This window comes from Bradyrhizobium sp. Kon58, assembly GCF_055807455.1.
Genome location: NZ_JBVVOT010000031.1, coordinates 1 through 20385 on the forward strand (window position 1 = coordinate 1; position 20385 = coordinate 20385).

A 20385-nucleotide genomic window follows, 5' to 3' on the forward strand; every position below is an offset into this window, starting at 1 on the left:
AAAATCCCATGTCTCGGGCCACACGTTTGACGGACGCGATATACCTTCCAAGCTCGGTTGCGATTTCACCCGCGGTCACGGCAGTTGATCAAATCGCTGCAAGAAAATAGTGGCACCTGCCCTCGGCATTGCTCTCAATCAATGCGGGCAGAGAACCCTCGTTCGCCCCGTGAATTGTAGCATGGCAATGCTGGCGTGAGCCGGCGGGCTTTTGGGGTATATTTTCTAAAGCGAACTGAACCTCCACACCGCGCGCCTATACGGATCAGTATCCGGGATTTTTGCTAATCCTGTCCCGGGGCTGGACGGATATCAGGCCGCCGGGACAAGGTATTGTTTGCCCGGCGGCTTCATTTTCGCTTGTCGACTCAGGGGGAGCGCCTGCGAGCGTGACGCGGCGGACGTTCAGGCGACTTTTCCCCACCTACGACAAACGGTAGCTCGCGCGCGTTCCGAGCTACTAGGAATCGATAATTTGCGCGCTACCTACGATGCCGCTTTGATGGCGGCATGCGCACTCGCCGATACGCGAAATGGGCAGGCCACTAACCGCCCCGCAGCCCCGCTGAATGGCTGGCTGACGGCCATGTGACCTGCAGCATCCAGTACCTGAACGGCCGCTGCGATCGCAGGGTCGACGTGCGGCTCGACACACTCCCGCAAGATCAGCCCTGGTCGCGCGTCGGCTTGCGCATGGTCTGCTCAGCATGCGGCGCCGCAGGATCTGTGCATATCGTCCCGAACTGGCATGACAGTCGCGGGCAAGTCAGGCCAAGCAGGGGCTTGAGGTTTTGATTCCAGCGATGAAGCACGTCACCGAACGCCCTTTTGCCAATCCGGAAGTCGCCGCCCGCCAGCTCGTTCAGCTAGCTTCGGGCATCGAGGCGGTACAGGACGGCAGAATCCATATCGAGACGATCAACTACCCCTTCCTCTACACGCTTAAGGCAAGCGGGGCAGAGTTCGGTGCCGGCATTAGGTGCGCTGTAGAGAAGGGCTGGCTGGAGCTGCACGAGAGCGGTACCTACGTGCGGCTCCTGACAACTGTAGGAACCTAGCATCACTGCCCGGCTTGCCGTCTCGCTAGCTCTCTTCTTCGAGCTGGCGGAGCGGCCCCGGCCTTTAAGCTCCAGCCCCCAGAAGCCGGGGCCGTCTCTAAGCCGTGCGGCTTGCCTTACGCGGCGGAGCTTCCTTGGGAACATAAAGCTGCGTCCAGAGTCTGCCCACGTACTGGCGAGACGTGCCTATGACATCAAGACAAGATCCCGTCCGATGTCCCAAGTGCGACCGACTGACACGGGTTATAGAGCGCATTTGGAACTCACAGCCACCCGGCTTCCTCCGGATCTTCGAATGCGAATGCGGCGAGTTGGTCTGGGAAGAACAGCCACATGAGAACGTGGAGGCAGGACCTTGAACAAGGCGCCCGCCCTACGCACGCCGATGGCCGGCAGATGAAGATTACATTTGGCGAGATGGACTTACGGCGCATCCTGGTCCACTGCCATTGCGGTCGTAACGTTGCTTTCAGCGCCGATCGCTGGCCGGACGATGTTCGCTTGTCTGATAGCGAACCGCGGTTTGTGTGCGCCGGATGCGGCAACCGAGGGGCGGAGGTCAGGCCGGATTTCAGCAGCGGCAAGCCACCTCAGTTTGAGGCCTCGAAGCAGACATAGCACCCCGGCCATTTGGAGCATCAAATCCAGAAAAAAGCCCCGGCACTGCCGGGGCTTTGATGAATTTTCAAGCTGAATGGGAGTTCAGTACCTCGCAGCCGCACCGCTCCAGTTGAAGCGGTAGACCAGCGCCGCGCTGATCGTCTGCGTCCACGGCTTGAAAGTAGCCGATACTCCGGTCGTAGCTCCAGCCGGAAAGGCGAAAAAGTTACCCGGAGCGAACGTGACCGGAAGCGTGACGCGGTCATAGAACGCCGAACGGTACTCTGTCTTCATGAACCAACCGGGCGCGGAAATCCCGAAGATGTCCAAATTGTTCTCGACGCCGCCGCCGATGAACCAGCCGTCGCGACGGAACGAAGGTGTAGTCGTCTGCGCGCCTCCGGGGGCTCCGGGAGCAAGAAACGTCTGAGCAGTTCCGGACCACTCCGATCCAGAATAACCGCCGTTGACGTAGGACAGGACGTTCGGAGCGACCAAGTAACCGAGTCTCACACCAGCGGCGTAGCTCGTGCGGAGCTTCTCCCTGCCTTCCGTCCCTAATGTGAGGTCAGACAAAGATCCATGGATGTCACCAAATTGGCCGTCAGCGAAAACGCCAGCTACCCACTTGGAGCTGAATTGCATGTCATAGCCGATGCCCACCGTTCCGAACCAGCCGCTACCGCCTAGCCGCTGATCACGCGTGACAGCTCCGGCCGGCAAAAGGAGGGGGCCAAGGCCGCTGCTGACCAAGTTGCTGTCCGCATTCCAGAGGCCACCGCCGCCACCGCCGAATACGTAAAAGCCGGTCCAGCTAGTGACAGGCGCTGCCATCGGGGCCTTCACGTAGGGACGGGCGCCAAGGTCAGCGGCCGAGGCCGAACCGGTCATCACTGCAACGGCAGCAAGAGAGAGCAGTATCTTCTTCATGGCAAATTCCCCAACCGAGTGCGTCAATGATGTTCGCAATGTACATACGATGGGGAACAATGATGTACCCGAACCGCCACACCAACGAGTAATCGATGAGCGATACACGTCGAACGGGGGCTTGTCTGATTTCGGTTGCAGTCGTGATGTCGACGGGCTCGGCGCCGATGCTCGGGAAAGGCTTTCATGCGAGCAGCACTGAAGGGCGGTGAGCCTGATCGCCTTACCCCTCCGGCGAGGAACGAAGGCTAGCCGATCGGCTTGACAGTCTGGCCAGCCCGCCGCCCGAGCTGGCGGAGCGGCCCCGGCCCATTAACCCCAGGTCTCCCCGACGCCGGGGCCGTCTCTCGGCGAGACCACGCAGCCGGAGCATCCGCGCTTTGGCTGGTTTGGGGGGGGGGCGCTCTTGCTCACCGGTGACCTGGACGCTAAGGCGCTCGCCTAGGTGGCGGCATTCTTCCTGGCGCTCGATACAGCTTCGATGAGGACCGAGCACTTTCCATATTCCTTAGCATCGCCCGCGACGGTACCGCGAAGCTCCCTACATTCGCCGCCGTCGAAGAACCACTTGTCTCTGCCAATGGCGACGATCACCTTGCATTTTGGGCATTGCACCTGCATTTGCCTATCATGCACTCAGAGTCGGTGCATTTCCAGTCACAACCTCAGCGAGTTTGGAAACGAAGGCTGATTTAAGTGCGGATCAGAGCGCCGGAGGCGCGAAAGTGAAGGTCGCAGGAACGGCTAAAGGGCTGCTCCTGCGACCGACGCCGCGACGTTCCGCACGATCGGCACGGCACCGGTAGTGCTAGCACGGAGACCCGGCAGCGTGAACCAACGAGCCGCAACTCGCCTTCTAGCCGACGCGACGGGGCCGTGGGGGACATACGCGGCCTTGTGCTTGTGGTTGAGGACCCGCCAGCTCAGGCAGCCCCGGCGGGTCCTCCCACACCTTGATGCGTGTTAAGCCTGCTGCCGATTGTGAAATAGATCATATAGCAAGCCTGAAAGGCTGCAGTACGATCATCGCACCGGGGCTGGCTGCATATTCCACTTAGACCTTTTTCACCCGGATTTTTTGACAGCGCTAGGCCGCAGCAGTCCCCCTGCTGCGGCCTAGCGTCGGCGACGCTTAGCGCGATCAATCTGGCCGCCGTACTTTGTACCGATGACTTCGGCGTCCTGTGCCATTGGAGAATGGTATTGTGTCCAAACAGAAAAATTGCCTGATCGTTCGTGCTGCGGGAAGACAACTGGACTTGTTACGCGGCGAAGCCTCCCGCATCGTGAAAGGCAGCAACGTCGATTGGTGGATCGATCAGGCGGAGGTCGGCATTCGCTTTTGCTTCGAGGATACAAAAGCAAAAGAGTCATTCGCTCTCGCTTGTGACAACTTCGGTATTCCCTGCCAAGACGGTTAGCCCGCGGTCGATGCTGTAAGCCGGCGGCGGGACCGCGCACCATCATAGAAGTCCAGCGCTAATGCGGCCCCCGTGCCCGGAGGTCCGCACCTGCCCCCAAGCACGGGAACCGAGCCCGTCGCGCCGGCGCCGACAGCGGGCCGTGAAGCAACGCACTGCCCGAGATGAGGGCCAAGCTGCTCTCGTCTGAATTCGTTGGCACGCGCTCTGAGGCCACGCACTGAGATCAGATTGCGCTGTGTAGAGTGCGCCTGAATGGGACGCGAGATCAGAACCAGCTGCGGTTATTTTGGAAGCACGCCTGTTTGGTGCGGTCCCAGATGAAATCCCCGCCGCCGCAGGGTGGACGGGGGCGAGAGGTCGCCGGGCATTCGTTCCGAACCTTGGCTCCCGTGCCCCAGCCGTCAACGACACATGCGCCACCGCTTGTCCTATGACAGCCCTCGCCACAGCCACCCGCTGCGTGCGCCCCACTAGCAGCAGCGAGAACCGTGGTCGCGAGGAGCATTCTTTGTAAGATTTTTATCACTGCCAGCCTCCTGAAAGCGAATGATCCCGAGCGAGAGGGACAAGATAATAGCGCCTGCCGTGCCTCTTAGCTACGATCAGCGCGGCGCGAAGTCCCCGGCTCCGCACGAACCCCTCGATAGCTGCGCTCCCCGGTTCAAAGCTGTTGCGTACCGACCGGCCGTTTTCAGTTGGCTGTTGTAGGCAACAACCGTCGTTTCGGCACCGGCGCTAACCGATCGCGCAAGCACAGTGATAATAATCCCGCTGCAACGAGGCCTCGTCTGTCGATCATGCGACGCCCCTCCTGAAGGTGCGTTACGCCTTGTGCAAAGCACGATACACGCTTGTCCCCATCCGTGACCCGCGAAACAAGGTCGCAGCGAGAGAGGTGGTCAACCGTGAGGGTCGCTCCGGATCAGAAGCTGCCGTCGAGGCAACTTAAGCCGCGCGACCGGTTTGCCAGCGACAGCGGACATCGCGGTTGTTGAGGCGCTCTTCGCTTAGGGCCATCAGCGGACGTATTAGGCAGTTGCGGTGAGTAGGTGAGCTGCTATCGGGAACGATAACCCGCTACTACCTACGTATTTTCTCAAGTCCAATTTGGTATCTTCGGTCAGGTGTTCGCGAGCCACCTCGCTTGTTTGCGATACATGACTGGCCAGTGGCGAACCCGCAACATAGCTAGATACAAATCGTTCGACGGATGGAAACTCGATGGCACCGATCCTCCGTTGAACCGTGATGTCCTGAAAGTTCGCGGCAGCGACAAGCCGGCTCAGCTCATCGGCATCGGCGAGTCCAAATGGAGCTCGCATGATTGTGGCCGCCGCTGGACCGATGTGGCGCTCCAGTATTTTGGCTAAAGATTCAAACCCGGGACTTTGATCGATGCCGCACCACACCATGAGGGCGAGCCTTCCCCTTGAAGATAGAACCCTGCGCATTTCGCGCAAAGCAGCTGGTCTGTCGGCGAAGAACTGGAGGCCGAGTTGGCAGTACGCAATATCAAACGCGCTGTCAGGGGACGGCAGTTTGTCTGCACTGGCCTCCTGCCATTGAACCGAGGCAGCGTCATCGGCCATCCCGAGCGATCGTGCCACGTTCAACATGCCAGGATTGAGATCGATGCCCGTCACGATCCCGGTAGGGCCCACCTTCACCGCCGCGAGGCGCGCCACTATTCCAGTGCCGCAAGCAATATCGACTACGCGTTCGCCCAGCTTCGGTCGAGCGAGGTCTATCAGGATGGGGGCCCATGGCGCAAACACAGCCGGGACCAACTCCCGTTCGTACACTTCGGGCGCACTACTAGCGACCTGCCACTGACCTTGCTGACCCATCAGATGATGCCAAAAGGACGTTCGCTCCTGCGCTTATAGCTCAACACGGCGATGTCCGCCACGGGTCAAAGGCAACCGTCACGCAGCGTCGCGAGGAGCGGACAAGATCTCTGCTTATTCGGCTAAACGCCAATCTCTCCTCGGAATAAAGGCACGTCGGCCGACGGCAGCACGATGTATGCGCCGAAAGGATCGCCTATTTTCCCGTCCATACCGGCTTGCGCTTCTCGCTGAACGCTTTCAGCCCTTCCTTGGCGTCTTCGGTCATGGCAAGCAGCGCGATCTGGCTTTCGGTGTAGGCGATGCTCTCGTCGAAAGACATCGAGGCGATCGCGCGCATCGCGTATTTGCCGCGCCGGATTGCCGTCGGGGATTTGTCGACGATGCGGCCGATCAGCCAGTCGACCTTGGCGTCCAGCTCGGCCGTGGGCACGACGTAGTTCAGGAGGCCCGCTCCCTGCGCCGCTTTCGCGTCGAACGGCTCGCCGGTCAGCGCCCATTCGTTGACGAGGCGAGGTGGCGCGATGGACTGCAACAGGCTCAACACCTGCATCGGGAACACGCCGACTTTCACTTCCGGCAAGCCGAAGATGACGTGATCGGCGGCGACGGCCATGTCGGTCATGCAGAGCAGGCCCATGCCGCCGGCCATGCAGACGCCGCCAACGCGCGCAATCGCGGGCTTGGTCGCGTTCTGCGACAAGCGCAACAAATCGGCATAGTCGACATTCGGCTTCGAATGATCCATCGCGAAAGCCGCGCCGGAGTTCTGCAAATCCGCACCGGCGCAGAACGCCTTGTCGCCAGCGCCCGTCAGCACGATGATTCGGACATCCTTGTCGTCATGCGCGTCGCGATAGCCGCGTGCGATGCCGGCGATGACCTCGCCATTCAGTGCGTTGCGTTTCTCGGGCCGGTTGATGGTGATCCAGAGCGCCTGCCCGCGCTTCTCGATGATCACGGCTGTGGTGTCGGTCATGGCACGCTCGCTTCCTTGGGCTCCCGTTTAGCGGCCATTTGCGGCAGCTCGGGCGGAAGGTGCAAGGACAAACTGCGGCACCGCGCCGCTTTAGCGCCTCGACACAAACTTGAAAGGCGATCGAAGCGCAGGTTCAGGCCGCAACCGCTTTCCTGATCCAGACCTTGTTGTCGTGGAACGCCGCGCCGCCAATCGGCGCAATGGTGTCGGCGCCCGTCAGCATGTTGATGCCGCGGTTGCCGATATGGTTCTTGTTGGGATGAACGGACTCCGCGATCAGCACGCCGCGCCGCACGCCCTCGAACAGTGTGGCGATCAGCGTGGTCTCGCCGCGGGTGTTGCCGAGCGTCACGGCATCGCCATGGGCGATGTCGAGCGCGGCCGCATCCAGGGGATGGATCATCACGCTCGCCTTGCCCTCGCGCGCCTGGGAGGACGGCGTCTCGTTGAAGGTGGTGTTGAGGAAGCTGCGCGACGGGCTGGTGGCAAGGCGGAACGGATGGGCCTGGTCGGAATGCTCGATCACCGCCCAATGGTCCGGCAGCGACGGCATCTTGTCGAAGTCACCCATCTTCTGGCCGAACGGCGGATGCGCCCAATCGGCCTTGAAGTGGAATCTCCTGTCGGCATGGGCGAAGCCGTCGAGATAATGCGACGTGCGGAAGTCCGGCTGCAGGTCGCGCCAGAGGTCGGCTTCGAGGCCGGCAATGTCGCCGTGGTCGCTCAGCTTCAGCGTCGCGTCGATCAACTCGCGCGGCGTCAGCTCGAACCCGGGATGACTGGCGCCAAGCCGCGGCGCCAGCGCCTGCAGCGCCTCGTGGTTGGAGCGGCATTCCCCGGGCGGATCGATCAGCTTCGGTCCGACCGAGATGTGCTGGTGGCCGCCGCCGTAATAGAGATCGTCATGCTCCATGAACATCGTCGCCGGCAGCACGATGTCGGCCATCTCGGCGGTCTCGGTCATGAACTGCTCGTGCACCGCGACGAACAGATCCTCGCGCGCAAAACCCTGCCGCACCAGCGCCTGCTCCGGCGCGACCGTCATCGGATTTGTGTTCTGTATCAGCAGCGCCTTGACCGGACCCCTGCCGTGCAGGGCGTTGGCATCGCCGGTAAGGATGCGGCCGATCTGCGACTGGTCGAGCGCGCGGATGGTTGGGTCGATGGCGTCATGGCCTTCGATGATGGATTCGTTGAAGTGCCACAGCGCGTAATTGTTGAAGAAGGCACCGCCGCCTTCATACTGCCAGGCGCCGGTCACCGCGGGAATGCAGTTCGCGGCATGCATCTGCGCCGCGCCGTTGCGCGAGCGGGTGAAGCCGTAGCCGAGCCGGAAAAAGGTCCGCTTGGTCTCGCCGACCAATTTGGCAAAAGCCTCGATCTCCGCCACCGGCACGCCCGAGATCGCGGACGCCCATTCGGGCGTGCGCGTCTTCAGATGCGCCTCGAGCTCGCCAGGGCAATCGGTGTACTTGTCCATATAGGCGCGATCGGCATAGCCGTCGCGGAACAGGACATGCATCACGCCGCAGGCGAATGCGCCGTCGGTGCCGGGCCGCAGGATGATCTTGATATCCGCCTGCTTCATGGTCTCGTTGTCGTAGATGTCGACGGCCGCGATCTTGGCGCCACGCTCCTTGCGCGCACGCGCGGCGTGCGTCATCACGTTGACCTGCGTGTTGACGGGGTTGGTACCCCAGATCACCACCAGATCGGACAGCGCCATCTCGCGCGGATCGACACCGGCGATCTTGCCGGTGCCGATCGCAAAGCCGATGCGGCCGACATTGGCGCAGATGGTCTGATAGAATCGCGAATATTTCTTCACATGCGTGAGACGGTTGAGGCCGTCGCGCATCACCAGCCCCATCGTGCCGGCGTAATAATAGGGCCAGATTGACTCCGCGCCAAATTCGCGCTCGGCCTGGTTGAAGCGATCCGCAATCTCGTCCAGCGCCTCGTCCCAGCTGATCCGCGCGAACTGACCGGAGCCCTTCGCACCCGTTCGGCGCAGCGGATACATCAGCCTTTCAGGATGATGGATGCGCTCGGCATAACGGGCGACCTTGGCGCAGACCACGCCGGCCGTATAGGTCTGCTTTTTCGAACCGCGGACACGACCGATGCTGCGTCCCTCGACCACCTCGACATCGAGGGCACAGGCCGACGGGCAATCATGCGGACAGGTCGAATGGCGGATTTCGATCTTGGCGTGCTGGTTCATGTCCAATTTGGTAACACCAAAATACCCCTCAGCCGAGGGTATTTATCCGGCAACGCCCATGCGATTTGCTCAAATCACGCGCCGCCGGTTCCTGCCGCGACCGCGAAGAGCGGCGCCGCCACACCGAAAACCACCCGATATTCCAGGCAGCATCGGCCTTGTGAGGCGTCGACAGTCCGCCTCCCCTGCCGCTACAGTGCCGGCCAACAAGAACGACATCAGGGAGGTGGGTGTGACGGCCCGACAATTCATGCTGGCGCTGGCCGCCGGCCTGCTCAGCGCATTCTCCGCAGCCCCGTCCCTGGCGCAAGACTATCCCAACCATGCGGTCCGGATCGTCGTGCCCTTTGGCGCCGGCGGGCCGGCCGATGTCGCGGCCCGGCAAATCGGCAATGCGCTCCAGGAGAGTTTTGGTCAGCCCTTCGTGATCGAAAACCGCACCGGCGCGGGCGGCGTCATCGGCACGGTCGAAGCGGCGAAGTCGCCCGCCGACGGCTACACGCTGTTGATGATGTCCAACACCCAGACCGCGAACGAATCCCTGCTGACACCGGATAAGCGCAAATACGAGCTGATGCGCGACCTCGCGCCGATCGCACCAGTCAACTCTTCTGATCTCGTCATCGTGGTGAACCCGCAGGTCGCAGCGAAGACGCTGCAGGAGTTCGTCGCGCTCGCCAAGTCGCAGCCGGGCAAATTGAACTACGCCTCCTCCGGCCAGGGCACGCCCTATCACATGGCCGGCGAGCTGTTCAAAGCCATGGCCGGCATCGACCTTGTCCACGTGCCCTATCGCAACAGTGGCGAGGCACGCAGCGGCGTGATCGGCGGGCAGGTGCAGATGATGATCGACGCCGTGCCGGCGATGGCGCCGAACATCGGCGAGAACCAGGTCCGCGCGCTCGCGACCACCGGCAAGCAGCGCTCAGCGGTGCTACAGAGCGTGCCGACGGCGATCGAGGCGGGCGTCGCGGGCTACGAAGCCACGATCTGGCTCGGTATGATGGCGCCGGCCGGCACGCCGAAACCTGTGATCGACAAGCTCAATGCCGCCGTGAACGCAATGGTGAAGCGGCCCGACATCGTCAAGCTCTGGACTGCGCAGGGCGCGGTGCCGATGTCAATGACGCCGGAGGAATTCGACAAATTCCTGCGCGGCGACATCGAAAAATGGGCCGACGTGGTCAAGAAGTTCGACAAGTCCTGAGGCCGTAGAGCGACAATGCCTACCATTCAATTCCAGCTCAACGGCACGGCCGCGGCCGTGGAAACCGATCCGGATCAGACGCTGCTCGACGTGCTGCGCAGCCGGCTCGGCGTTACAAGTCCGCATTTCGGCTGCGGGGCCGGCGAGTGCGGCGCCTGCCATGTCATGGTCGACGATCGCGCGATGGCCTCCTGCGACATGCCGATGTGGTCGGTCGCGGACAAGGACGTCGTCACGGTGGAAGGCCTCGGCACGGCTGAGCAACCGCATCCGCTGCAACGCGCCTTTATCTCCGAGCAGGCGATGCAATGCGGCTATTGCTTCTCGGGAATCCTGATCAGCGCGGCGGCTTTGCTGAAGCGCAACCCGTCGCCGACGGAGGCCGAGGTGAGAACCGCGCTTGATCGCAATCTATGCCGCTGCGGATCGCACAACCGCATGGTCCGCGCCGTGCTGCGGGCGGCCTCGGAGATGGCGACATCATGAGTGCGCCGTCCCCTGCCCCGACACTGCCGGTCAGCCTTGCGGCCAATCCCAAGCTGTCATCCTGGGTGAAGCTCATCGGCGAAGGCCGTGTGGCGATCTCGCCCGGCAAGGTCGAGATCGGCCAGGGCATCGTCACGGCCCTGGCGCAGATCGCAGCCGACGAGCTCGACGTCGATATTGGCCGCATCGAGATGATCCGCGCCTCCACGGCGGCAAGCCCGAACGAGGGCGTCACCTCGGGCAGCCTCTCAATCCAGCAATCCGGCCGCGCGCTGCGCCACGCCTGTGCCGAAGTCCGCCAGCGCTTCCTCCTCGCAGCATCCGAACGTCTCGGCGTCGATGCATCACTGCTCGACATCCATGACGGCACGATCTCGGGCCCCGGCAATGTCAGGACCAGCTATTGGGAGTTGGCCGGCGACGTTTCGCTCGACCACGACGCCATTGGAGGCGCGACAGCGAAGATTGTCGCCAAGCGTACTGTAGCCGGACATTCGATCCAGCGCGTCGACATTCCCGACAAGGTGTTCGCACGGCCGCGCTTTGTCCATGACTGTGCGCTGCCGGACTTGCTGCACGGACGCGTGCTGCGGCCGGACATCTCGGGCGCCAGGCTGATCACGCTCGACGAAACGGCGACGCGAGCCGTTCCTAGCCTCGTCGCGATCGTCCGCGACGGCGGCTTTGCCGGCGTGGTTGCCGACAGCGAGGCAGCGGCGGAGGCCGCGCTGAAAGCCTTGCGCAAGGGCGCGACATGGTCGGCCGGCGAGCCGCTGCCGGATGAAGCTGATCTCGCCGGGTTCCTGAAGAGCCAGCCGGTCGAGACCACCGTCATCGACAGCAGGACAACGGCGGCAACGATAAAGAAAGCTGCTCGCACCCTCCGTCGGCAATACATCCGTCCCTACATCGCGCATGCCTCGATCGCTCCGTCCTGTGCGATGGCACAATGGAGTGGCGATCGCGTCCATGTCTGGACGCACAGCCAGGGCGTCTATCTGCTGCGCGCCGACCTCGCGATCGTTCTCAAGCTGCCGGCAGAAAACATCGTCGTCGAGCACATGGAAGGCGCGGGCTGCTACGGACACAACGCGGCCGATGACGTCGCGCTCGATGCCGTGCTGCTGGCGAAAGGGGCCGGCGGCCATCCGGTGCGGATGCAATGGTCGCGCCACGACGAGATGTCTCACGCGCCGTTCGGCGCGGCGATGGCGATCGAGATCGAAGCCGACCTCGATGCGGACAACGAGATCGTCGGTTGGCGCCACGCGATCTGGAGCAACGGCCACGCGGCGCGGCCCGGGCGCGCGGCACAGCCCGCGCTGCTTGCCGCAACCGAGATTACGAACCCCTACCCGCGCATGATCTCGACCAATCCGCCCGCCGCCAATGGCGGCGGCGGCGACCGCAACTCCGTTCCGCTCTACGACCTTAAGGCCTGGACGATCACGAGCCACCGGCTGCTGACCATGCCGGTGCGGACCTCGGCGCTACGGACACTTGGCGGACAAGGCAATGTGTTCGCCATCGAGTCCCTGCTCGACGAGATCGCCGCCCTGCGCGGCGAAGACCCGATCGCGTTCCGCCTGCGCCATCTGCGCGACGAACGGGCAAAGGAGATCATTCGCGCGGTGGCACGACGCGCGCAGTGGAAACCGCAAAAGAAGTCCGGCATCGGTCATGGCGTGGGCTTCGCCCGCTACAAGAACACCGGGGCCTATTGCGCCGCGATTGCGGAGATCGAAGGCACCGATGACATCCGCGTCAAGCGGCTGACGCTTGCGGTCGATGTCGGCGAGGCCATCAATCCCGACGGCGTCATCAACCAGATCGAGGGCGGCGCGATCCAGGCGACAAGCTGGGTACTGAAGGAACGCGTCCGCTTCGACCGGACGCGCATCACGTCGACGTCCTGGACCAACTATCCGATCCTCACCTTCAGCGAGGTGCCAATGGTGGATGTCGAGATCGTCCAGCGGTCGGAGATCGAGCCGGTCGGCGCCGGCGAGGCCGCCCATGGCCCGGTGACGGCGGCGATCGCGAATGCCGTTTGCGATTGCCTCGGCGTGCGCGTGCGCGACCTGCCGATCACCCGCGACAAGATTATTGCAGCCATGGAGCAGGCATCGTGACGACAGTGAACATTTTGAGTGGAGGCGCGGCGCAAGGCCTGGTGCGCGGCCTCAGCGATCCCTTCAAGACGCAGACCGGCTTCGGCATCGACGGCGAGTTCGGTGCGGTCGGCATCATGGCCGACAAGCTGCGGGCGGGAACGGCGGCGGATCTGGTGATCCTGACGCAGGCGCTGCTTGCGAAGCTTGCCGAAGAGAAGCTCGTCGTCCCCTCCTCGATCTCGGATGTCGGGCGGGTCGAGACCGCGCTGGCGGTCCGGAGCCGCGATCCCAAGGTGACCGTGAAGACCGAGGCCGATTTGCGCGAGGTGCTGCGCAGCGCCGACGCGATCTACGTCCCGGACACGAAAGCCTCGACGGCGGGACAGCACGTCGCAAAGGTGCTGGATCAGCTCGGCATCGCCTACGAGGTCGCTTCGCGCCTCAAGATCTTTCCCAACGGCGCGACTGCGATGCGGGAGCTGGCGTCGTCCACTGCGACGCGTCCGATCGGCTGCACCCAAGCGACCGAGATCATCGCGACCGACGGCATCGCGCTGTCAGGAGCGCTGCCGCCGGGTTGCGAACTCGTGACGATGTACACGGCCGGCGTGACCACGCGGGCCGCACATCCGCAAGAGGCGGCGGCGCTGATCGCGTTGCTGACGGGCGCAGACCGCAGAGATCTGCGCCAGCGCGCAGGCTTCACCGGCTAGATAACCGCCCTATGTGTGCAACTGGGTGAGGCCGGTCGGCGGCCCGTCGACCGCGGTCCAGCCGCCATCGACGAACAGCGTGCTGCCGCTGACATAGCTCGCGGCGTCCGAGGCGAGATAGGCGACGGCGGTCGCGACCTCGTCGGCGCTGCTCCAGCGGTTGAACACGGTATGGCCGGCGTAGAGATTGTAGATGTCGGGACGCTGCTTGAACGGGCCGGTCAGCGCGGTCTCGGCGATACTCGGCGCGATCGCGTTGACGCGCACGCCGGAGCGTCCAACCTCGGACGCAAAGCCCTTCACCAGCAGGCCGATCGCCGCCTTGGTCGAGCCGTAGACGCCGAGGCCCGGCTCGATGGTCACCGCCCGCACCGAGGAGCAGGCAATGATGCTGCCGCCCTTCTGCTCGACCATGATGCGGCCGAAGGCCTGGAAGAACCAGACCGTCCCCTTGATGTTGAGGTTGAGGACGCGGTCGAGATCCTCCTCGGTGTAGTCGAGGATGGTCTTGCGGATGTTGAGCCCGGGCGTCGTCACCGCGATGTCGAGCCGCGAAAATTTCTGCATCACGGTCTTGGCCAGCGCGTTGACGTCCGCAGCGCTCGCCGCGTCACACGCAGCCGCTTCGGCCCAGCCGCCCTTCTCACGAATGCCGGCTGCGGTCGCCTCCGCTGCGTCAAGCGCGCGATCGGCGCAGACGACACGGGCGCCGAGCCCGGCCAACGCCTCGGCCGACGACTTGCCGATTCCGGAGGCGGCGCCCAGCACCACGGCCGTCCTGCCGGTGAGATCGAAGAGCTTGCGATAGTCAGTCACGGATAGGATCTCCCTGCGTTGCTGCTAGCCCTTGTAGCCCATCAGCAGACGGGGCAGCCACAGCGAGAACGCGGGGACGTAGGTCACGAACATCAGAGCTGCGATCAGGGCGGCGTAGAACGGCAGGATGGTGCGCATCACCGCGCCCACCGAGATGCCGCCGATGGCGCAGCCTACGAACTGCGTGGTTCCGACCGGCGGGGTATTCAGCCCCAGCGCGCAGTTGATCAGCATCAGCATGCCGAACTGCACCGGATCCATGCCCGCCTTCATCGCGATCGGCAGGAAGATGGGCGTGCAGATCAGGATGGTCGCGGCCATGTCCATGAACGTGCCGAGCACGAACAGGATGACGTTGATGAGCAGGAAGATGACCCAGGGCTGGGTCGAGACCCTGCTCATCATCTCGCCGGCGAAGTCGGCCACCTCGTAAAGCCCCATCAGATACTGGAACATGGTGGAGACGCCGATCAGCAGCAGCACCACGCCCGTCGTCTTCACCGCCTTGGCCGCGGCGCGCAGGAAGTTCGGCAAGGTCATGGTGCGGTAGATGAAGAACGTCAGCAGGATCGTATAGGTGACCGCGACGGCCGCGGATTCGGTCGCCGTGAAGACGCCGGACAGGATGCCCGCCAGGATGATGCCGACGATCAGAAGGCCGGGCAGAGCGGCCGCGAACGAACGGAAAACCGCGGGCCAGCCCGGGAACTTGCCGGCCGGATAGCCTCGCTTCACCGCGACCGCGTAAGCGGCGACCAACATGCACACCATCAGCACCAGCGCCGGCAGGAGGCCGGCGGCGATCAGCGCGCCGATCGAGACCTTGCCGCCGGCGGCGAGCGCATAGATGATCATGTTGTGACTGGTCGGCATCAGCGCTCCGACCAGCGAAGCATGGGTGGTGACGTTGACGGCGTAGTCGGTGTCGAAACCTTCCTTCTTCATCATGGGGATCATCACCGCCCCCATCGCCGACACGTCGGCAACGGGCGAGCCGGACACGCCGCCGAACAGCGTGCAGGCGACCACGTTCGACATGCCGAGCCCGCCGCGGATGTGTCCGACGAGATTCTTGGCGAGCTGCACGATCTTGTCGGCGACGCCGCCATGCAGCATCAGCTCACCGCTGAAGACGAAGAACGGGATGGCGAGGAAGGAGAAGATGTTCATCCCCGACATCATCTGCTGGAAGATGACGGCGACCGGCAGGCCTTCGTAAAGGATGGTGCAAATCGCCGAGAGGCCGATCGCGAAGGCGACGGGGACGCCGAGGACCAGGAAGCCGAAGAAAGTGGCGCCGAGAATGATCAGTTCCATGAGGGGACGACCTCTTCGCCGCGCAGGAGAGCGATGATGTGCTCGATTGAAAAGGAGACGATGAGGACGCCGGAGGCGATCAGCGGTACGTAGCGGATGACTTCGGGCAGGCCGAGATTGGGAATCTTCACGGTTCCGACCGACGCTCCGAGGATCCAGCCGTTGTAGGCCATCGCGACGCCGAACCCGGCCACCAGAACGTGGATGACGAGTTCGATCTTCTCGCGTGCGTGATCCGGCAGCATCACCAGCAAACTGTCCATGCCGATATGCCCGGCATCGCGCACGCCGACAGCGGCGCCGATCAATGTGACATACAGGATCAGAACCAAGGCAAGGTTCTCCGTCCAGGTCGGGCTGGAATTGAGCACGTAGCGTCCGAACACCTGGTAGAAGACGATAGTCACGATGACGAGCAGCCCGGTCACCGACAGATACATCCCTAGCCGGGCGACGGGAGCATTGATCCGGGACAGCAGGCCGGTGGACGGGCGTCCGGCTACGTCCAGTTCGTGGTCTGCGACGTGAGGGTCTGTCATCCAAGTCTCCTTGCAAGTCTCCTTGCGCGCCTCCAACGCGTCGGTCCGGCGTCGCCAGTCGGCAACGCCGGGCCGACGCTATGGCCTTACTTCGTGTCCTGGATACGCTTGACGAGGCTCTTCAGCTTCTCGTCACCGGCGAACTTGTCGTACACCGGCTTCATCGCGTCGACGAACTCCGCCTTGTTGGCGATCGTCACGACCTGAACGCCGGCCGCTTCGACGGTCTTGCGGGACGCCTGCTCACGCTCGTCCCAGAGCTTGCGCATGACAGGAACCGATTCCTTCGCCGCCTTGCGGACCATCGCCTGGTCCTCCTTGCTCAGCGTGTCCCAGACCGTCTTGGACATCACGAGAACTTCGGGCGCCAGGGAGTGCTCGGTGACGTTGTAGAACTTGGCGGCCTCGAAATGGCGAGAGGACTCGTAAGAAGGCCAGTTGTTCTCGGCAGCGTCCACCAGACCGGTCTTGAGAGCGGTATAGACTTCGCCATACGGCATCGGGGTCGGATTGGCGCCGAGGCTCTGGATCATGCCGACCCACAGATCGGATTGCTGGACGCGAATTTTCAGACCCTTGACGTCCGCGAGCGACTTGATCGGTGCCTTGACGGTGTAGATGGACCGGGCGCCGCTGTCGTAATAGGCGAGGCCGATCAGGCCTGCGGGCGCCATGGCCGCCAGGATCTCGTCGCCGATCGGCCCGTCAAGGACGGTGCGCATGTGCTGCGTGTCCCGGAAGATGAAGGGCAGGCACAACGCGATGGTTTCCGGCACGAAGTTGTTCAACGGCGATGCGTTGATCCGCATCATGTCGAGGGCGCCGATCTTGAGCTGCTCGATGGTGTCCTTCTCGGAGCCCAGCGCACCGTTGGGGAACACCTTCACGCCAAGCTTGCCGCCGCTCGCCGCTGCGAGCTGCTTGCCCATGAACTTGACGGCCTCGACGGTCGGATAATCGGCGGGATGGATGTCGGCGGAACGGAAATCGCGTGCGGCCGCCAAGGGGGCTGAGACCGCCAGCAGAGCGGCTGCGATGACGCCGGTAAGTATCTTCATCTGGGCTTCCTCCTGAGTTGATTATGTCGTTGGGCAGATGCTGCGGGCCGCCTTGGGTCGCTCCACTTCCGGTGTGAAGTCAAGCGCCATTGTCGTCCCTAGGGCGCGCGGCATTCTCTGTCCAAGCCAAATCCGGCATCGATCAATGCTAGAGTTGCATCGATGGATCAGACCGGCTTTGGGCGGACAACCGGCTCGTAGCCCGCTTTTTCCGAAATCATCTGTCCGTCTGCCGCGGAAAGCGTTGATGCGCGTTGCTTGACGCCGCCGGTGCGGCCCCCTCAAGATGCCGCGAAACAAAACGGACCATCCCGAGGAATGCCCATGCCGCGGAAGCTGATCGACATCTCCGTGCCGCTGAGAAACGACGTGACGGCGGATCCGCCGGGCAATCACCCGGCGATCCAGTACATCGATCACCAGCAGGGCCTGCCGCGGATGCTGCAGTTCTTCGAGGGCCTCACGGCACAGGACCTGCCGGACGGCCAGGGCTGGGCCGTCGAGCAGGTCTCGCTCTCGACCCACAACGGCACGCATCTCGATGCGCCCTGGCACTTCCATCCGACCATGAATCGCGGCGAGCGGTCATGGACGATCGACGAGGTGCCGCTGGAATGGTGCTTTCAGCCCGGCGTGAAGCTCGACTTCCGGCATCTCCCCGACGGCTACGTGGCGAGCGCCGACGACGTCGAGAAGGAGTTGAGGCGGATCGGGCATTCGCTGTCGCCGCTGGAGATCGTCGTCGTCAACACCGGCGCCGGCGCCAGGTTCGGCCAAGTCGACTATGTCAGCTCAGGCTGCGGCATGGGCTATGAGGCCACCATGTACCTGCTCGAACGCGGCGTGCGGCTGACCGGCACCGACGGCTGGAGCTGGGACGCGCCGTTCGTCCACACCGCGAAGAAATACGCCGAAACGAAAGATGCCGGCCTGATCTGGGAAGGCCACAAGGCGGGGCGGCACATCGGCTATTGTCATCTCGAGAAGCTGCACAATCTCGACCAGCTGCCTTCGACCGGGTTCACCGTCTCGTGCTTTCCAGTGAAGATCGAGCGGGCCTCCGCGGGCTGGACCCGCGCCGTCGCGATCATCGACAGCTAGCTGTCGAGCCCGCTCTCGGCGAGTTCGCGCAAGGCATCCATGTCGAGCACGACGATGGCGCCGTGCTCGAGGCGAACCCAGTTGCGGCCAGCCCAGGCGCGCAATTGCTTGTTGATGCTCTCGCGCGTCATCCCCACCATCTCGCTGATCTCCTGCTGCGTGATGGCGAGAGTGCCGCTGCCGGAGTCGAACTTGCGCTCTTCGGTGAGGCCGAGCAGCGCGCTCGCAAGCCGGCCCGGCAGATTTTGCAGGATCACCTGCTCGACCTGCTGACTGGTCCAGCGCAGGCGCGCGCAGAGCAGCTCGATGAATTTCATTGCAAGCGCCGGCTGGCTCTTCACGAACGGCAGGAAGTCCCGGCGGTCGATGATGTAGAGTTCGCAATTGGTGTTGGCGGTCGCATCGGCCGACCTCGGGGCGCCGTCGAGCACCGCGATTTCGCCGAAAATCTCTCCGGGACCGATCAGATTGAGAATGGCGTTACGGCCGTCGGGCGACGAAGAGGAGATCTTCACCGTCCCCGTGATCACCGCAAACAGGTTGTTGCCGGGATCGCCCTTGGCAGCGATCGTCGCGCCGCGCTTCACCGTGGTGTGCTTGGCGTAACGGCAGAGCTGATCCAGCGCCTCCGGCTCCAGATCCGCAAAGATCGGGTGCTTGCGCAGGACCGATAATTTATTTCCCGCCGCTTGTCGGGGGTCGTCGCCGGTCTTGTCCTGAGGCACGCCACTGGGCTCCTAAGACTGCGAGGCACTGGGGTCCCTGCGTAGTCAGTGTAGCCCAGTTTTTCAACCGGAAAGCATGCTCCTGATTTGAGGCAAACGCGGCGAAAATGCCGCGGTCGGGCGTGAAGCCGGCAGCCGCAGGATGAGCCAATGCGTCCTAGGCGATGCAGAGTTGCAGGCGCCGCACGCCGCCTTGCGTTGAGGCGCTGCCAACCCTCCCGCACTCGCACGGCATAGCCCACGCGGCGGGCGCCGCAAATGCGACCGTGATCTCAGGAGCTTCGACGCTTGACGTCTGACTTGAGCGGGCCTGGACTGGTTTGCCGGTCTGCCCAGGCCAGTGCCCCGGCGAATGTGACAAAGATTGCCACGACAATGATGCTCATAAGCAACGCGTCAGCCGGCATGATGCCCTCCACTGTGGTTTCAGGCATTGTTCTGGGCACGCGGCCGAATGCATTGATCCCGATCAAAATCGAGCCGCGCTGCGTCGGAATCAGGCTGCGGCCAAGGCCTCGACCTTCGCCGGATCGAGCAGGCTGATCCCGCCATGAATGATCTCGATCACGCCGTGGCGCTCCAGCTTGGTGAAGGTGCGGCTGACGGTCTCGATGGTCAGGCCGAGGTAGTCGGCGATGTCCTGGCGGCTCATCGGAAGCGGGACCGTGTCCGATGCCCCCTTCAGCGAGGCCAGCCGCTCGCGCCAGCCGAGCAGAAAGGCCGCAACCTTTTCGTCCGCCGAACGACGGCCGAGCAGGACCATGTGGTCCCGGGCCTGGTTCAGCTCGCGAATCGCCAGCTCGTTGATCCGCCTGAGGAGGTGCAGCCGGTCCTCGATGAAACGGCCGAAGGGTGCCTTCGCGAACTGGCATATGGTCACCGCGCCGATCGCATCGGCCGAAAAATTGTGCCTGCCCGAAATGTTCATCCCCAGGAAATCGCCGGGCAAGGCAAAGCCCACGATCTGCCGGCGGCCGTCGGGCAGCAGCTTGTACAGCCGCATGACGCCCTCGAAGAGATTGAAGAAAGAGGTCGTGATGTCCTCCTCGGAGAACACGGTCTCGCCCGAGGAAAAATGGACGCGCCGGCCGAGATGCTCGAATTCCCGAAGCTCGACGGCATCCAGCGACGAACAAACCGCCGATGCGCGGACGGCGCAATCGCTGCAGAGCTGCCAGTTCGGCTCAATCGTGACCACGGGCTTCATCCACCGCTCCAAGCGCCGGCTGCCCATCAGGCCCATTCCG

At 63.3% G+C, this 20385-nt stretch carries 18 protein-coding genes; 7 read left to right on the plus strand and 11 right to left on the minus strand.

Features of this window, described 5'->3' with window-relative positions; all coding sequences use genetic code 11:
- The first annotated feature begins 803 nt into the window (after positions 1-803).
- Positions 804-1058, plus strand: coding sequence for a hypothetical protein (locus tag AC0L20_RS32650; RefSeq protein ID WP_473294651.1), 255 nt, complete (start codon positions 804-806; stop codon positions 1056-1058).
- A gap of 702 nt (positions 1059-1760) precedes the next feature.
- On the opposite strand, the gene AC0L20_RS32655 is transcribed toward AC0L20_RS32650, so the two are convergent.
- Positions 1761-2588: an outer membrane protein gene (locus AC0L20_RS32655; RefSeq protein WP_473294652.1), complete on the minus strand. Its 828-nt coding sequence runs from the start codon at positions 2586-2588 to the stop codon at positions 1761-1763.
- A 1205-nt stretch (positions 2589-3793) separates the two neighbouring features.
- Here AC0L20_RS32655 and AC0L20_RS32660 point away from each other — a divergent pair.
- A complete protein-coding gene (locus tag AC0L20_RS32660; RefSeq protein ID WP_473294653.1) occupies positions 3794-4009 on the plus strand; it encodes a hypothetical protein in 216 nt (71 codons plus the stop codon).
- A 268-nt stretch (positions 4010-4277) separates the two neighbouring features.
- Here the strand turns inward: AC0L20_RS32660 and AC0L20_RS32665 are convergent, their stop codons facing one another.
- From AC0L20_RS32665 to AC0L20_RS32680, 4 genes are all read right to left on the minus strand, one after another.
- Positions 4278-4517, minus strand: coding sequence for a hypothetical protein (locus tag AC0L20_RS32665; protein ID WP_473294727.1), 240 nt, complete (start codon positions 4515-4517; stop codon positions 4278-4280).
- Between the two features lie 523 nt (positions 4518-5040).
- Complete coding sequence (locus tag AC0L20_RS32670; protein ID WP_473294654.1) at positions 5041-5859, minus strand: methyltransferase domain-containing protein; 819 nt, start codon at positions 5857-5859, stop codon at positions 5041-5043.
- A 196-nt stretch (positions 5860-6055) separates the two neighbouring features.
- Positions 6056-6838, minus strand: a complete 783-nt coding sequence (locus tag AC0L20_RS32675; protein WP_473294655.1) for an enoyl-CoA hydratase/isomerase family protein — start codon at positions 6836-6838, stop codon at positions 6056-6058.
- Positions 6839-6971: 133 nt separating this feature from the next.
- A complete protein-coding gene (locus AC0L20_RS32680; RefSeq protein WP_473294656.1) occupies positions 6972-9062 on the minus strand; it encodes a molybdopterin-dependent oxidoreductase in 2091 nt (696 codons plus the stop codon).
- A 250-nt stretch (positions 9063-9312) separates the two neighbouring features.
- On the opposite strand from AC0L20_RS32680, the gene AC0L20_RS32685 reads away from it, so the two are divergent.
- From AC0L20_RS32685 to AC0L20_RS32700, 4 genes are read left to right on the plus strand one after another with little or no spacing between them, the layout of a single operon-like run.
- Positions 9313-10269, plus strand: coding sequence for a tripartite tricarboxylate transporter substrate binding protein (locus tag AC0L20_RS32685; RefSeq protein ID WP_473294728.1), 957 nt, complete (start codon positions 9313-9315; stop codon positions 10267-10269).
- A gap of 15 nt (positions 10270-10284) precedes the next feature.
- On the plus strand, positions 10285-10755 hold the full coding sequence (locus AC0L20_RS32690) for a (2Fe-2S)-binding protein (RefSeq protein WP_473294657.1): 471 nt from the start codon (positions 10285-10287) through the stop codon (positions 10753-10755).
- Positions 10752-12887: a xanthine dehydrogenase family protein molybdopterin-binding subunit gene (locus tag AC0L20_RS32695; protein ID WP_473294658.1), complete on the plus strand. Its 2136-nt coding sequence runs from the start codon at positions 10752-10754 to the stop codon at positions 12885-12887. The genes AC0L20_RS32690 and AC0L20_RS32695 overlap by 4 nt, the downstream gene beginning before the upstream one ends.
- Entirely contained in the window at positions 12884-13582 is a 699-nt protein-coding gene (locus AC0L20_RS32700; protein ID WP_473294659.1) for a molybdate ABC transporter substrate-binding protein, read from the plus strand. Before AC0L20_RS32695 ends, AC0L20_RS32700 begins: the two co-directional genes overlap by 4 nt.
- A gap of 9 nt (positions 13583-13591) precedes the next feature.
- On the opposite strand, the gene AC0L20_RS32705 is transcribed toward AC0L20_RS32700, so the two are convergent.
- The 4 genes from AC0L20_RS32705 to AC0L20_RS32720 form a co-directional block, all read right to left on the minus strand.
- Complete coding sequence (locus tag AC0L20_RS32705; RefSeq protein ID WP_473294660.1) at positions 13592-14398, minus strand: SDR family NAD(P)-dependent oxidoreductase; 807 nt, start codon at positions 14396-14398, stop codon at positions 13592-13594.
- 24 nt (positions 14399-14422) lie between these two features.
- Positions 14423-15715, minus strand: coding sequence for a TRAP transporter large permease (locus AC0L20_RS32710; RefSeq protein WP_085349490.1), 1293 nt, complete (start codon positions 15713-15715; stop codon positions 14423-14425).
- Positions 15706-16254 carry a TRAP transporter small permease gene (locus AC0L20_RS32715; RefSeq protein WP_027566714.1) on the minus strand — a complete coding sequence of 183 codons (549 nt, stop codon included), beginning with the start codon at positions 16252-16254 and terminating at the stop codon, positions 15706-15708. The genes AC0L20_RS32710 and AC0L20_RS32715 overlap by 10 nt, the downstream gene beginning before the upstream one ends.
- Positions 16255-16340: 86 nt before the next feature.
- Positions 16341-17312, minus strand: a complete 972-nt coding sequence (locus AC0L20_RS32720; RefSeq protein ID WP_473294661.1) for a TRAP transporter substrate-binding protein — start codon at positions 17310-17312, stop codon at positions 16341-16343.
- Between the two features lie 324 nt (positions 17313-17636).
- Here AC0L20_RS32720 and AC0L20_RS32725 point away from each other — a divergent pair, with 324 nt between their 5' ends.
- Positions 17637-18413 (plus strand): cyclase family protein, encoded by a 777-nt coding sequence (locus AC0L20_RS32725; protein WP_473294662.1) that lies wholly within the window; start codon positions 17637-17639, stop codon positions 18411-18413.
- Here the strand turns inward: AC0L20_RS32725 and AC0L20_RS32730 are convergent.
- Both AC0L20_RS32730 and AC0L20_RS32735 read right to left on the minus strand, forming a co-directional pair.
- Positions 18410-19138, minus strand: a complete 729-nt coding sequence (locus tag AC0L20_RS32730) for a Crp/Fnr family transcriptional regulator (RefSeq protein ID WP_007601607.1) — start codon at positions 19136-19138, stop codon at positions 18410-18412. The genes AC0L20_RS32725 and AC0L20_RS32730 overlap by 4 nt on opposite strands.
- Before the next feature lie 496 nt (positions 19139-19634).
- Entirely contained in the window at positions 19635-20345 is a 711-nt protein-coding gene (locus AC0L20_RS32735; protein WP_473294663.1) for a helix-turn-helix domain-containing protein, read from the minus strand.
- Positions 20346-20385: the final 40 nt, after the last annotated feature.

Coding starts and splice junctions, on each gene's coding strand:
- AC0L20_RS32680 (WP_473294656.1), bottom strand. CDS start 9,062: ATGAACCAGCACGCCAAGATCGAAATCCGCCATTCGACCTGTCCGCAT.
- AC0L20_RS32720 (WP_473294661.1), bottom strand. CDS start 17,312: ATGAAGATACTTACCGGCGTCATCGCAGCCGCTCTGCTGGCGGTCTCA.
- AC0L20_RS32735 (WP_473294663.1), bottom strand. CDS start 20,345: ATGAAGCCCGTGGTCACGATTGAGCCGAACTGGCAGCTCTGCAGCGAT.
- AC0L20_RS32655 (WP_473294652.1), bottom strand. CDS start 2,588: ATGAAGAAGATACTGCTCTCTCTTGCTGCCGTTGCAGTGATGACCGGT.
- AC0L20_RS32690 (WP_473294657.1), top strand. CDS start 10,285: ATGCCTACCATTCAATTCCAGCTCAACGGCACGGCCGCGGCCGTGGAA.
- AC0L20_RS32710 (WP_085349490.1), bottom strand. CDS start 15,715: ATGGAACTGATCATTCTCGGCGCCACTTTCTTCGGCTTCCTGGTCCTC.
- AC0L20_RS32695 (WP_473294658.1), top strand. CDS start 10,752: ATGAGTGCGCCGTCCCCTGCCCCGACACTGCCGGTCAGCCTTGCGGCC.
- AC0L20_RS32650 (WP_473294651.1), top strand. CDS start 804: ATGAAGCACGTCACCGAACGCCCTTTTGCCAATCCGGAAGTCGCCGCC.
- AC0L20_RS32685 (WP_473294728.1), top strand. CDS start 9,313: ATGCTGGCGCTGGCCGCCGGCCTGCTCAGCGCATTCTCCGCAGCCCCG.
- AC0L20_RS32725 (WP_473294662.1), top strand. CDS start 17,637: ATGCCGCGGAAGCTGATCGACATCTCCGTGCCGCTGAGAAACGACGTG.
- AC0L20_RS32670 (WP_473294654.1), bottom strand. CDS start 5,859: ATGGGTCAGCAAGGTCAGTGGCAGGTCGCTAGTAGTGCGCCCGAAGTG.
- AC0L20_RS32675 (WP_473294655.1), bottom strand. CDS start 6,838: ATGACCGACACCACAGCCGTGATCATCGAGAAGCGCGGGCAGGCGCTC.
- AC0L20_RS32715 (WP_027566714.1), bottom strand. CDS start 16,254: ATGACAGACCCTCACGTCGCAGACCACGAACTGGACGTAGCCGGACGC.
- AC0L20_RS32665 (WP_473294727.1), bottom strand. CDS start 4,517: ATGCTCCTCGCGACCACGGTTCTCGCTGCTGCTAGTGGGGCGCACGCA.